Annotated in this window: 13 protein-coding genes; 3 read left to right on the top strand and 10 right to left on the bottom strand. The window is 71.5% G+C overall.

What is annotated here, in order from left to right:
- The first annotated feature begins 31 nt into the window (after window positions 1–31).
- Window positions 32–919 carry a TauD/TfdA family dioxygenase gene (locus tag R9X44_RS07870; protein ID WP_319813330.1) on the top strand — a complete coding sequence of 296 codons (888 nt, stop codon included), beginning with the start codon at window positions 32–34 and terminating at the stop codon, window positions 917–919.
- Between the two features lie 51 nt (window positions 920–970).
- Here R9X44_RS07870 and leuC read toward each other — a convergent pair whose 3' ends face one another.
- The 3 genes from leuC to purB all read right to left on the bottom strand — a co-directional run bounded on the left by leuC (window position 971) and on the right by purB (window position 4,650).
- Window positions 971–2,368 (bottom strand): 3-isopropylmalate dehydratase large subunit, encoded by a 1,398-nt coding sequence (leuC, locus tag R9X44_RS07865; protein ID WP_319813329.1) that lies wholly within the window; start codon window positions 2,366–2,368, stop codon window positions 971–973.
- Between the two features lie 109 nt (window positions 2,369–2,477).
- Window positions 2,478–3,110 (bottom strand): TetR/AcrR family transcriptional regulator, encoded by a 633-nt coding sequence (locus R9X44_RS07860; RefSeq protein ID WP_319813328.1) that lies wholly within the window; start codon window positions 3,108–3,110, stop codon window positions 2,478–2,480.
- Window positions 3,111–3,192: 82 nt separating this feature from the next.
- Window positions 3,193–4,650, bottom strand: a complete 1,458-nt coding sequence (gene purB / locus R9X44_RS07855) for an adenylosuccinate lyase (protein ID WP_319813327.1) — start codon at window positions 4,648–4,650, stop codon at window positions 3,193–3,195.
- A gap of 203 nt (window positions 4,651–4,853) precedes the next feature.
- On the opposite strand from purB, the gene R9X44_RS07850 reads away from it, so the two are divergent.
- Entirely contained in the window at window positions 4,854–5,027 is a 174-nt protein-coding gene (locus R9X44_RS07850; protein ID WP_319813326.1) for a hypothetical protein, read from the top strand.
- A gap of 30 nt (window positions 5,028–5,057) precedes the next feature.
- On the opposite strand, the gene R9X44_RS07845 is transcribed toward R9X44_RS07850, so the two are convergent.
- From R9X44_RS07845 to R9X44_RS07830, 4 genes are all read right to left on the bottom strand, one after another.
- Window positions 5,058–6,191, bottom strand: coding sequence for an alpha/beta hydrolase family protein (locus R9X44_RS07845; RefSeq protein WP_319813325.1), 1,134 nt, complete (start codon window positions 6,189–6,191; stop codon window positions 5,058–5,060).
- A 61-nt stretch (window positions 6,192–6,252) separates the two neighbouring features.
- Window positions 6,253–7,080: an alpha/beta hydrolase gene (locus R9X44_RS07840; RefSeq protein ID WP_319813324.1), complete on the bottom strand. Its 828-nt coding sequence runs from the start codon at window positions 7,078–7,080 to the stop codon at window positions 6,253–6,255.
- A gap of 169 nt (window positions 7,081–7,249) precedes the next feature.
- Entirely contained in the window at window positions 7,250–7,756 is a 507-nt protein-coding gene (locus R9X44_RS07835) for a hypothetical protein (RefSeq protein WP_319813323.1), read from the bottom strand.
- A gap of 189 nt (window positions 7,757–7,945) precedes the next feature.
- On the bottom strand, window positions 7,946–8,281 hold the full coding sequence (locus R9X44_RS07830; protein WP_319813322.1) for a plasmid stabilization protein: 336 nt from the start codon (window positions 8,279–8,281) through the stop codon (window positions 7,946–7,948).
- 162 nt (window positions 8,282–8,443) lie between these two features.
- On the opposite strand from R9X44_RS07830, the gene R9X44_RS07825 reads away from it, so the two are divergent.
- A complete protein-coding gene (locus R9X44_RS07825) occupies window positions 8,444–8,770 on the top strand; it encodes a hypothetical protein (RefSeq protein ID WP_319813321.1) in 327 nt (108 codons plus the stop codon).
- On the opposite strand, the gene R9X44_RS07820 is transcribed toward R9X44_RS07825, so the two are convergent.
- The 3 genes from R9X44_RS07820 to R9X44_RS07810 all read right to left on the bottom strand — a co-directional run bounded on the left by R9X44_RS07820 (window position 8,767) and on the right by R9X44_RS07810 (window position 12,015).
- Window positions 8,767–9,276, bottom strand: coding sequence for a DUF6328 family protein (locus R9X44_RS07820; RefSeq protein WP_319813320.1), 510 nt, complete (start codon window positions 9,274–9,276; stop codon window positions 8,767–8,769). The genes R9X44_RS07825 and R9X44_RS07820 overlap by 4 nt on opposite strands.
- Window positions 9,277–9,292: 16 nt before the next feature.
- Window positions 9,293–10,639, bottom strand: coding sequence for a cytochrome P450 (locus tag R9X44_RS07815; RefSeq protein WP_319813319.1), 1,347 nt, complete (start codon window positions 10,637–10,639; stop codon window positions 9,293–9,295).
- Window positions 10,640–10,752: 113 nt separating this feature from the next.
- The gene (locus tag R9X44_RS07810; protein ID WP_319813318.1) at window positions 10,753–12,015 is read right to left on the bottom strand and encodes an ABC transporter substrate-binding protein; all 1,263 of its coding nucleotides are present in this window, start codon (window positions 12,013–12,015) and stop codon (window positions 10,753–10,755) included.
- Window positions 12,016–12,180: the final 165 nt, after the last annotated feature.

Raw genomic sequence — 12,180 nt, 5'->3', positions numbered from 1 at the left:
GGGGTGCGCGCCAGTTCGAGAGGAGCACCCGTTGGCAGACATCGACTTCCGCAAGGTGGGCGGACGGATCGGGGCCGAGGTCGTCGGCCTCGACGTCCGCGACCTGGACGACGCGCTGTTCGCCGAGGTCAACGCCGCACTGCTTGAGCACAAGGCGCTCATCTTCCGCGGCCAGCACCTCGACGACGCCGGGCAGGTGGAGTTCGCCGCGAGGTTCGGCCCGCTGACCGGCGCGCACCCGACCGTCCCGTCGGTCGAGGGGCAGCCGCAGATCCTCGAGGTCAACGGCGACGAGGGCATCCGCGCCAACAACTGGCACACCGACGTCACCTTCGTGCGGACGCCGCCCAAGGCGAGCACCCTGCGCGGCATCATCGTGCCCCCGTACGGCGGCAACACCCTCATCGCCAACAGCGTCACCGCCTACGACGACCTGCCCGAGCCGCTGCGCGAGTTCGCCGACAAGGCGTGGGCTGTGCACACCAACGACTACGACTACGTGCAGCCGCAGTTCGAGACGTCCGCGCGCGAGGAGCACCGCAAGGTGTTCACCGCCAAGCGGTACCGGACCGCGCATCCGGTGGTGCGGGTGCATCCGGAGACCGGCGAGCGCGGCCTGTTCATCGGCGGGTTCGCCCAGACGATCGTGGGCCTGTCCAACCGCGAGTCACGCGCGATCCTCGACCTGCTCCAGCACTACGTGACGCGGCCGGAGAACATCTTCCGCGTCCAGTGGGAGCCGGGCGACCTCGTGCTGTTCGACAACAGGGCGACCCAGCACTACGCGCCGGACGACTACGGCGACCTGCCCCGCCACCTGCGCCGCGTCACCATCGCGGGCGACGTGCCGGTCGGCATCGAGGGCAAGGAGAGCTTCATCCTTGAGGGGGATGAGGCCCGCCACTACACACCCGCGTAGGGCGGTGAAGACGGGGGCGGCCGCGTCGGGCCGCCCCCGTCACAGGTCCCGTCACAGATCCGAGGGGGCCGACAGGCGGCCGCGCACGGCGGTGGCGGCGGCGACGGCGGGGGAGACGAGGTGGGTGCGTCCGCCCTTGCCCTGACGGCCCTCGAAGTTGCGGTTCGAGGTCGAGGCGCTGCGCTCGCCGGGGGCCAGGCGGTCGGCGTTCATCGCCTGGCACATCGAGCAGCCGGAGAACCGCCACTGCGCGCCCGCCTCGGCGAAGACCTCGTGCAGCCCCTCGGCCTCGGCCTGGAGCCTGATCCGCGCCGAGCCCGGCACCACGAGCATCCGGGTGCCCTCGGCGACGCGGCGGCCGCGCAGCACCTCCGCGACGGCCCGCAGATCCTCGATCCGCCCGTTGGTGCACGAACCCACAAAAACCGTGTCGACGCGGATGTCGCGCAGCGGCGTGCCGGGCGTCAGATCCATGTAGGCGAGGGCGCGTTCGGCGGCCGAACGCTCGGCCGCATTGGCGAACGACGCCGGGTCGGGCACCTCCGCACCGAGGGGAGCGCCCTGGCCGGGGTTGGTGCCCCAGGTGACGAACGGGGTCAGCGCGGCGGCGTCGATGACGAGTTCGGCGTCGAACTCCGCGTCGTCGTCGGTCCGCAGGGTCCGCCAGTAGGCGACCGCCTCGTCCCAGCGCTCGCCGGCGGGCGCATGCGGGCGGCCCTTGAGGTAGGCGAAGGTCGTCTCGTCGGGGGCGATCATCCCGGCGCGCGCGCCAGCCTCGATCGTCATGTTGCAGACCGTCATGCGGCCCTCCATGGACAGCCCGCGGATCGCCGCGCCCCGGTACTCGATGCCGTATCCCGCGCCGCCCCCGGTGCCGAGCCTGGCGATGACGGCCAGGACCAGATCCTTGGCCCCCACGCCGGGCGGAAGCTCCCCCTCGACGGTGACGGCCATGCTCAAGAACGGCGGCGCGGTGATCGTCTGGGTGGCGAGGACGTGTTCGACCTCGGAGGTGCCGATGCCGAAGGCGAGCGCGCCGAACGCGCCGAGCGTCGCGGTGTGGGAGTCGCCGCACACGATCGCCATGCCGGGCTGGACGACGCCGAGCTGCGGCCCGATGACGTGGACGATGCCCTGGTCGGGGTCGCCGAGCGAGTGCAGCGGGATGCCGAACTCGGCGCAGTTGGCGCGCAGGGTGTCGACCTGGGCGCGCGACAGGGGGTCGGCGATGGTCGTGGGGTCGTCGGTGGGGACGTTGTGGTCCTCGGTGGCGAGGGTGAGGTCGGGCCGCCGCACGCCGAGCCCCGAGGCGCGCAGCCCGGAGAACGCCTGCGGGCTGCTGACCTCGTGCAGCAGGTGCAGGTCCACGTAGAGCAGGTCGGGCTGTCCGGGGGCGCGGCGCACGACGTGCGCGTCCCAGATCTTGCGCGCGAGGGTACGGCCGGACATCGACGCCTCCCGGGAATCGGCCGGCGTACCGGCTGGTTGGAAACGGCGTATCACCCTGCGAAACGCCATGGAGGCAAGGCTAACCCAAGGCCGCGCCGAAGGGGAGGGGTCAGGCTTTCTCCGCGGTCGCCGCGGAGACGAGCGTCGCCATGATCAGCTCGGTGCAGCGCCGCACGAGTTCCGGCCGGTCGACCTCGAGGTCGCCCTGGAGCCAGCCGGTCAGGATCTCGCTGAACCCGCCGACGATGAAGCGGGCGGCCATCATGATCTCCCGGCTGGGATCGCTGTGCAGGATCGGCTCGCCCGTCATCATCTTGGCGAACATCTGCGAGGTCGCCAGCCGCCGTTCGGCGAGCGCCGGGCTCGCCATCGCCTCGGCGAGGACGAGACGGCCCTTGCGCGGGTCGTCGCCGTAGAAGTCGACGACCGTCCTGACCACCGCGCGCACCCGGTCGCTGGTGCGGTCGCCCGCCGCGAGCAGCGCCGCCATCGACTCCTCGCGCAGCGCGGTCACGACCCAGTCGTAGACGGCGGTGATCAGCGAGTCGAGGTCGCGGAAGCTCTCGTAGAAGTAGCGCGGGGTGAGCCGTGCCCGCTCGATGACCCCGCGCACGGTGGTGCCGCGCAGGCCCTCGGTGCCGAGCAGCTCAAGACCCGCCTCAAGGAGGCGGGCCCTGCGCTCGGCGACGCGGGCTTCGGGGCTCGCGCCGCCGTAAATGCGGCGGCTGGGCACGGCGTTCATGCCGACATCCTGACAGAACACCTGTCCCGGGAAGGCGTCTCCGTCGAAACAGTGGAACAGTTGTTGTCAAAAGCGTGCGGTGTCACAAGATCGCGCCCGGCGTGTAGGCGGCCGCGGCGGGGTGCCGCTTGACGACCTCGGCGATCCGCTCGGCGACCGCGGCGACCTGCGCCTCGGCGGCTCCGGTGAACGACAGGCGGTCGGCCATGAGGGCGTCGAGGTCGGCCCTGGTGAGCGGCAGGCGGGCGTCGTCGGCGAGGCGGTCGAGCAGCTGGTTGTCTGCCGCGCCCTGCTCGCGCATCGCCAGCGCCGACGCCACGGCGTGCTCCTTGATCACCTCGTGGGCCTCCTCACGGCCCACCCCGGCCTTCACCGCGGCCATGAGGACCTTGGTGGTCGCCAGGAACGGCAGGTAGCGGTCGAGTTCGCGGGAGACGACCGCGGGGAACGCGCCGAACTCGTCGAGGACGGTCAGGAAGGTCTCGATCAGGCCGTCGAGGGCGAAGAACGCGTCCGGCAGGGCCACGCGGCGGACCACCGAGCACGACACGTCGCCCTCGTTCCACTGGTCGCCGGCCAGCTCGGCCGTCATCGACGCGTAGCCGCGCAGGATGACCATGAAGCCGTTGACGCGCTCGCACGAGCGGGTGTTCATCTTGTGCGGCATCGCCGAGGACCCGACCTGGCCCTCCTTGAAGCCCTCGGTGACCAGCTCGTGCCCGGCCATCAGCCTGATCGTCTTGGCCAGCGACGACGGCGCGGCGGCCAGCTGGACCAGCGACGACAGCACGTCGTGGTCGAGCGAGCGCGGGTAGACCTGGCCGACGCTGACGAACCCCGAGCCGAACCCCAGGTGCTCGGCGACGCCCTCCTCGAGGGCGGCGAGCTTGGCGGGGTCGCCGCCGAGGAGGTCGAGCATGTCCTGTGCGGTGCCGACCGGGCCCTTGATCCCGCGCAGCGGGTAGCGCTCGATCAGGTTCTCCACCCGGGCCAGGGCGACGAGCAGCTCGTCGGCGGCGGACGCGAAGCGCTTGCCGAGCGTGGTGGCCTGCGCGGCGACGTTGTGGGAGCGTCCGGCCATGACCAGCGCCGAGTACTGGGCGGCCAGCGAGCCGAGGCGGGCCAGCACCGCGACGGAGCGGTCGCGCACGTGCGCGAGGCTGAGCCGGATCTGCAGCTGCTCGACGTTCTCGGTGAGGTCGCGCGACGTCATGCCCTTGTGCACGTGCTCGTGCCCGGCGAGCGCGTTGAACTCCTCGATGCGCGCCTTGACGTCGTGCCTGGTGACCTTCTCGCGCTCGGCGATCGAGGCGAGGTCGACCTTGTCGATCACCCGCTCGTAGTCCGCCAGGGCCTGCTCGGGGACGTCGATGCCGAGCCCGGCCTGGGCGCGCAGGACGGCGAGCCACAGGCGGCGCTCGAGCTTCACCTTCTGCTCGGGCGACCACAGGACGGCGAGCTCCGGGGAGGCGTAGCGGCCGGCGAGGACATTGGGGATGCGGGGCTTGTTCTGGGGCTTGCTCTGGGGCTTCGTCGTCACGTTCGCCGAGTCTATCGGCCCCCCGGGAGAGTCAGCAGGTCAGGCCCGTGGGCCGGGGCGGCGAAAACGGGGCGCGGTGTTGTGCGAATGTCCATTGAAGCCGGGCCGCCGATCATCAACACTGGTGTCCCGGGAAGGTCAGGGAGATCTGGCCTTGCCGGACCCTGAACACCGGCCGACCTCCCCGACCCCGCGGAGCGCACATGTTCAGCACCTCACTCGCCTTCCTCGGCGCCATGGCGGCCTCCTGGCTGCGGGCCATGGGCCACGCCTACGCCGGATACCTCGACCCCTACTGGGTCGGCTCAGAGGACTATCTGGAGGCCGAGAACTGGGACTGGAGCGTCCCGTACCAGTGGTACGAGGCGTCCCGCTGACCCACGGGCCCGATGGCCCAGGAGTACGGCTCAGCCGCGCAGGAGCCGTCTGACGAACGGGACGGTGTCCGGCAGCGAGGCGAACATGTTCCCGCTGTGGTCCGCGCCCGGGTAGAGCCGGAAGGTCACCGGGGCCTTCGCGCGGCGCAGGTCGGCGGCGAGCTTCAGCGTCAGCACCGCGGGGATGTCGGTGTCGCGCGCGCCGTGGGCGAGGTAGAACGGCCGCCGGTACCCCTCGGTCGGGACGGCCAGGGCGGCCCGCTCGGCCTCGAAGAAGCGCCGGTCGAACAGGGACCGCGCGAGGATGTCGTTGATCCCCGTGCCGTCGGCGGCGATCTTCGCGGACAGGTCGGCGTAGCACAGGCGCAGCGCGTCGGCCAGGACGGTCCTGCCGCGCGGGGTGAGGAACCTGTCGATCTCCACGTCGGGCCGGTTGGCGCGCAGCGACGCCATCAGGAACGCGAAGTAGGTCGTCAGGCCGTGCAGGGGCAGGTCGGGCAGGTAGGGCCCGCCGAACGGGGCGAGGTACTCGATGTTGGAGGGCGCGCCGGTGGCGACGCCGCCCCGGAAGTCGAGTTCGGGGGCGTAGCGCGCGGCCGAGTGCAGCGTGAACAGGGCCGCGTGCCCGCCCTGGGACTGGCCGACCACCACCCACTTGCGGGCGAGTGACTTGACGATCTTGCGCGCCGCCCGCACCGAGTCCGCGACGTTCTCGGCCTCGCTGGGCCCGTCGGCGTAGGCGGGCACGCCCTCGGCGCCGAGCCCGGCGTAGTCGGTGGCGACGATCGCGTAGCCCTCGGCGAGCCAGCGCGACAGGTACCTGACGTCCCGCTCGGCGAAGCCGGTGCGCGACGGCGCGCAGGCGTCGGCGATCCCGACGGTGCCGTGCGCCCATGCCACCACGGGCCAGCCGCCCTTGGGGGCCCTGCCCTTGGGCAGGTGCAGCATGCCGCTGCTGACCGCCGTTTTGCCGCGCGAGTCACGCGTCACGTAACGGAACCGCTTGGCCGAGCCCGCCTTCGGCAGCCACAGGGCGCGCGCAAGGCGCTCGACGGAGACCACCGCGCCCGCCGTCCGCCGCTCCTGCGCCCGCGCCGGGGCGGCGAGCCCCGCCGCGAGCATGCCGCAGACGAGCAGGGCCGCGGTGCTCCGGGAGATCTCCACCCCGACGTTCTACCGCCGCCCGCGATCTCCCGACAGGGCCCCTGATGTCCTGTACCGGCCCTCAGGCGCGCAGGAAGTCGAGGAGGTCGGCGGTGAACTTCTCCTTGTCGCCGGGGACGAGCGCGATGCCGTGGGACGCGCCGGGATATACCTTGAGCTCCGCGTTCGGAATGATCCGTACGGATTTGCGGGCTGTCGCGTCGATCGGCACGATCTGGTCGTCGTCGCCGTGCACGATGAGCGTGGGCACGTCGAACTTCTTCAGGTCCTCGGTGAAGTCGGTCTCGGCGAAGGCGGTGACGCAGTCGACGCCGGCCTTGATGCTCTCCTGCATCGCCATGGCCCAGAACGCGTCGCGGTTGCCCTGGGTGACCCGGTTGTGCGGGCGGTTGGCCCCGAAGAAGCTCTCCGACGCGTCCTGCCAGTACTGCGAGCGCTCCTCGAGGATGCCGCGCTTGATGTCGTCGAACACCTTGTGCGGGACGCCCTCGGGGTTGTCGGACGTCTGGAGCATCAGCGGCGGGATCGCCGACAGCAGGACCGCCTTGCTGACCCTTCCGGTGCCGTGGCGGCCGATGTAGCGGGCGAGTTCGCCGCCGCCCATGGAGTGCGCGACGAGCACGGCGTCGCGCAGGTCGAGCGCCTCGATGAGCTGGGCGAGGTCGTCGGCGAAGGTGTCGAAGTCATAGCCCTCCCAGGTCTGGGTGGATCTGCCGTGCCCGCGCCGGTCGTGCGCGATGCCACGGAACCCGTTCTCGGCGACCGCCTTCATCTGGTCCTGCCAGGCGTCCCCGTTCAGCGGCCACCCGTGGATGAACACGACGGGCTGGCCCTCCCCCCAGTCGTTGTAGAAGATCTCGGCCCCGTCCCGCGTCCTCACGAACCCCATGAAAATCCCCCTGATCCTGTTCGTCTGGTTTTGTGGCTCCAGACGCCCACTGAACCAGGGGTTCGGCCAACGCCGGGGAGATCGTCCCCCAAGCCCTCACAAGCGCGTCCTCGCAAATGCGGGCCCTCCCGGGCGGAAGGCACGGAAAGGCCCGCACAGGTCGGTGCGTTCAGTACGTGATGTGGTCGAGCAGCCAGCGCGCGTGCGCCTCGGTGATGACGGTGTGCGGGCCGTTCCGCTCGGCGAGGGTGAAGTCGTGGAAGTCGCTCTCCTCGGCCGGGAGGCCGTTCACCGGGACGTGCAGGGTGTCGGCGGTGACGTCACGGATGGAGACCGCGCTGGCGGACGGCACGAAGCAGTGGTCCTCGACGGGGTTGTCGACGCCGAAGCCGAGCAGCGCGAGGCTGTTCAGCACATCGGACAGCACCTTGAAGCCGTTGAGCGTGCCGCCGGGCGCACCGTCCACGGGCGGCACCCCGGGGGCCTGGACCTCCGCGACGGCCTCGTCGACGAACCTCAGCTTGCCCGCGAGGGTGTCGGGGGCGACCGGCTGGGTGCGCAGGTCGGTGCCCGCGACGCGCGGGCCCGTGCCGAGGACCGCGGTCACGCCGGGCTCGGCCCCGTTGCCCGTGCCGTCACCTGAGCCGTCGGCCAGGCCGAGCAGGCGCGGCCGCATCGCGGCCTTGGCGGTTTCGGCGTTGGCGATGATCGAGGCGGTCCGGTCGGTGAAGCCGAGCAGGATGACGTCGCGCCCGCGCCGGCGCAGCTCGGTGAGCAGCGGGTATGCCTTGCGGTCGAGCCCCTCCCACAGGAACTCCGGCGTGGTGGCCCGTGATTTGTGGGAAAAGTTGTTGGGTGGCGTGGGTCAGTCTGAGGTGCCGAGGGCCTTTTTTAGCTCGTCCTTGGTCATCTTTGAGCGGCCCTCGATGTTCTTCTTCTTGGCCTCGTTGTAGAGCTGGTCTTTGGTGCGGCCCTTTTCGCGGGCGGTGCCCGAGCGCTGGCCGCCGCGCTGCTGCGGGGACATGTCCTCGCGGGACAGCTTGCTCGACGACTTCGCCTCGCCCGCCTGGGCGCGGTTCTTGTTGACGGTGCGGGCCGCGATCTCCTCGGCGCGCCGCTCGCCTCTGCCCTGCTTCTTCTCCGACTCCTTGATGTGCTCGTACTGCCTCTCCCGCTTGTCGCTCCAGTCCTGGCGGGGCATCTGCCGTACCTCCGTTGCGTAGGTTCCTGTTTCCGTTACAGGTGCCCCTACCCAGGGAGCGCTTGATGAAAGGAGGCGTTTATCGCTGTTTGACCGCTTGTGTGGGGGAAGGGGATTAAGGAACGCGGTGCGCCGGACCGTCCGGGCGCGGGGAAGGACGTCATGGGAACCAAGGTCGAGCCGGAGCCGGGACCGCAGGGGCGCGAGCCGGGCAGGGGCAAGTCGGAGAAGGCGGCGCGGCGGGTCGAGCACGACCTGGAACGCGGGGTCCCCGCCGAGGACCTCGACCAGGCCGACGCCGAACGCGTCGCGGAGGCGCAGGCGTCGCCGCAGCCGCCGTCGGACGAGCGCACGGAACGGCCGCGCGGCGCCGTGCACGAGGGCACGGGGCAGAGCGCGCAGGTCGGCGGGAAGCCCGGCGACCCGGACCAGGAGGAGCGCGACAAGCTCACCCGAAAGGGCACGAAGGAGGATCGGAGCGGTCGCTAGCGCTCAGAACGCCCCTCCCGCCTGCTTCTGCGCAGGTCCCAGAAGAACGGGGCGAAATACCAGAAGAAGACAAGGACGGCCAGGGCCGCGAAGGTGAGCGCCGCGCCCCAGCCGATCCCGAGCACGACGTCGGTGACCACGAAGATCGCCCCCGACATCGCCACCGCCAGGGCGGCGAGCCCGATCTGGGCGAAGAACGACGCGGCGTGCACGAGGTCGCTCTTGCGGCCCTGCCTGAACACCCGCCGGTGGAAGCCGACGGGTGCGATGAGCAGGGCGGTGGCGACCGTCGCGGCCATCAGCGTCACGACGAAGACCACGCGGTCGAGCTGCGAGGTCCTGCCGAAGCCGTACTGGAACGGCAGGGTGAGCAGGAACGCGAAGAGGATCTGCACGCCGGTCTGCGCCACCCGCAGCTCCTGGAGCAGCTCCTCGTAGTTGCGGTCGAGCCGCGCGCTCTCCGTCTCGTTCCTGTCGGTCCAGCGCGGGCCGGACGCCTCGGGCACTTGTCTTCTCCCCGTCTCACAGCGCGCCGACGGCGAACCTCAGGCGGTAGGGGCTCAGACTGCCCGGGAGCGGGACTTCGGGGGACAGGCGGCGTCCGCCCGTCTGCCGGAAGCCGTGGCCCGCCAGCAGCGCGGCGAGGAACACCGCCGACGCCAGCATGACGACGTCGCGGCCGGGACACGCGGCCGGGCCGCCGCTGAACGGGACGACCGACCAGCTCTCCTCGGCCGACCCGTCGGTCCACACCTCGGGCGTGAACGCGTCGGCGTAAGGCAGGGTCTGCGGGTCGCGCTGCGTGAACGTCGCCGGGATCAGCACCGCCGAGCCCTCGGGGATGACGCCGCCGCCCCAGGAGACGTCGCGTGTGGCGTCGCGCAGGATCGCCGGAGTGGTGGGCCACAGCCGCACCGACTCAAGGACGCACGCCCGCACATACCCCAGGGCGACGGGGTCGCGCTCGATCGCCGTGCGCGCGCGGGCGGCCTGCACAGGGTGCGCGGACAGCAGCGCGAGCGCGCGGAACAGCACGAGGCCCGCCGCGTCGAACGCGAACAGCCACTGCGGCACCTGGTCGTAGGGCGCGACCTCGGGGTCGTGCGGGGTGCGCGCGACGAGGGCGGCGAGGCTGCCCCCCTCGGCGCGGCGCAGATGCCCGTCGAGCCTGCCCTTGAACTCCTTGTACGTGCGCTCGCTGCGCGGCGCGAACCCCCAGTTGGCCTCGCGCCTGAGCCGGAACAGGGTGTCGGTGACGGCGTGGTCGTCGCGCGCGCCGTCGCCGAGCACGATCCTGCGCAGCACCCGTGCCCAGGCGACGCGCATCTCGTCCCAGCGCAGCTCGCCGCGGCGCTCGGCGAACTCCAGCAGGACCGCCGCCTCCTCGCGGGCGACCCTGGCGAACGTCTCGGCCTGCCTGGGCAGCCCGCGCCCGGTGTCCAGGACCTCCTCGTTGAACACCCGGCGCGCCTGGCGCTCGGGCCCCGAGGACACAAGGACGCCCTTCGGCTGGAACCGTCCCACCGCGTGCCGCTTCTCCAGGTTGGCGACCGCGAAAGGCTCGGGCTCGCCTTCCAGGACCCGTCTGACGCCCTCGGCGTCGAGGACGAGGGCGAGCTTGCGTCCGGCGAGCCGGAGCAGCAGCGCCTTGTCCCGCCCGTACTTGGCCCGCATGTGCAGCAGCAGCCTCACCGAGTAGCGGTCGGCGTCGACGAGGTCGCCGAGGTTCACCATGAGGGGCCAGCGCGCGAGCAGCCCGCGCGCGACGAGCGGGACGAGCACCCCGCCGGTGATCAGCGCCTCGTCGGCGAGCGACACCCGGTCCGCCCCGCCGGTCGAGGTGCGCTCCCTCCCCTGGGTCGCCACCATCTGCCGTCCCCCTCCGCAGCATCGGATGAAGCTCCGATAGCTCCCCTTCCCCCCGTTTCCGGTTCTACGCGAAAGGCCGGTCCCGAGGGGGGACCGGCCTCCGACGGACGGGGTCAGCCGGCCGTCACGGGGTACGCGGCGGCGAGGTCGGACGTGAAGTTGTCCTTCTGCACGGTCAGGCCGCCCGCGGCCTTCGGGTCGGGCTTCAGGAGGTAGGTCTTGCGGGTCGGCGGCTGGGCCGGGTCGGTGAAGTCCATGGTCGAGCCGAACCCGCCGTCCCAGGCGTTCTGGGAGCGGTGCGCGGCGATGATGCCGTCGCGGCTGAGGTCCTTGTTCTCGCACGCCTTCTTCAGCGCGTCGCCGACGACCATGGCCGAGGTGTATCCGGCCATGACGCCGTTGTCGAGCCCGTCCTTGGGGAACTTGTCCGAGTATCCGGCGATGATCGTCTTCATGATCGGCAGGTCGGCGCTGAGCGGGCTCGCCGCCTGCAGGACCGCGAAGTCGCCGAGGAACGCCGGGCCCGCGTCGGTGGCAAGGAGCTGCGGCGCGAACGCCGAGTTGCTGCCGAGCACCGGCACCTTGAGGCCCGCGGTGGCCGCGACGCCGACGAACGAGGCGGTCTGCTTGGGCGCGATCGACAGGATGATCGCCTTGACGCCCGCCTGCTTCAGCGCCGACACCTGCGAGCTCATGTCGGCGTCGGTCGGCTTCACCTTCTGCTCGACCACGCTGAGGCCGAGCTTGTCGGCCGCGTACTTCGACCCCGCGACGGAGTCGTCGCCGTAGTCGCCCTCCAGGTACACGTGGCCGATCTTGTCGCCCTTCTTCAGGCCGCGGTCCTTCACGAGGTGGTCGACGCCGTTGATGACGTCGATCGCGTAGGTCGTGCCCGTCATCTGGATCGGCTTCGCGCCCAGGACGCTCGGGGCCCAGGCGAGCGCGAGGGTGAGCGGGCCGCTCGCCTCGAGCCTGTCGCGGACCGAGGCGATCGTGGTCGAGCCGAGGAACTGCGGCAGCGCGGCGACCTTCGGCTCGAGCTCGGTGTAGGCGACCGCGGTCTTCTGCGCGTCGTAGCTCATGTCGCGGACCAGCGTCTCGACCTGGCGGCCGCAGATCCCGCCGCCCAGGTTGATCTCGTCGTAGTACAGCTGCGCGGCCTGGCTGAGGCTCTTGCCGATCGGCGCGTACGGGCCGGTCAGGTCGGTGATGAGGCCGAGGGTGATGGTGTCGTCGGTGACGCCGGGGCCGTGCTTGACGCCGTCGGCGCCCGTGCCCGCGCCGCCGTCCCCGGCCTTGTCGCTGGCACAGGAGGACGCGGCGAGCGCGAGCAGGGCGACGCCCACGACGCCCGAGCGAAGACGGAACCTGGTCACAGGGACGCTCCTTAGGTACGGATCCCGCGGTGTGTGTGGTGGCTCACACAAACGGGCCGGACCCCGGGCCGTCCAGAGGGGGCGGGCAACTCGCGGCGGCGGCACAAGACCGGCCCGCGCGGACCCCGGAACCGTGTGACGACGCCCATTGCCGAAGGCCGGCCC

It is taken from the genome of Actinocorallia sp. A-T 12471 (genome assembly GCF_033875155.1).
GTDB lineage: Bacteria > Actinomycetota > Actinomycetes > Streptosporangiales > Streptosporangiaceae > Actinocorallia.
This window is presented reverse-complemented; position numbering and strand designations above follow the sequence as displayed.

Coding starts and splice junctions, on each gene's coding strand:
- R9X44_RS07830 (WP_319813322.1), bottom strand. CDS start 8,281: ATGCCCCGCCAGGACTGGAGCGACAAGCGGGAGAGGCAGTACGAGCAC.
- R9X44_RS07850 (WP_319813326.1), top strand. CDS start 4,854: ATGTTCAGCACCTCACTCGCCTTCCTCGGCGCCATGGCGGCCTCCTGG.
- R9X44_RS07860 (WP_319813328.1), bottom strand. CDS start 3,110: ATGAACGCCGTGCCCAGCCGCCGCATTTACGGCGGCGCGAGCCCCGAA.
- R9X44_RS07815 (WP_319813319.1), bottom strand. CDS start 10,639: ATGGTGGCGACCCAGGGGAGGGAGCGCACCTCGACCGGCGGGGCGGAC.
- leuC (WP_319813329.1), bottom strand. CDS start 2,368: ATGTCCGGCCGTACCCTCGCGCGCAAGATCTGGGACGCGCACGTCGTG.
- R9X44_RS07840 (WP_319813324.1), bottom strand. CDS start 7,080: ATGGGGTTCGTGAGGACGCGGGACGGGGCCGAGATCTTCTACAACGAC.
- R9X44_RS07825 (WP_319813321.1), top strand. CDS start 8,444: ATGGGAACCAAGGTCGAGCCGGAGCCGGGACCGCAGGGGCGCGAGCCG.
- R9X44_RS07835 (WP_319813323.1), bottom strand. CDS start 7,756: ATGCGGCCGCGCCTGCTCGGCCTGGCCGACGGCTCAGGTGACGGCACG.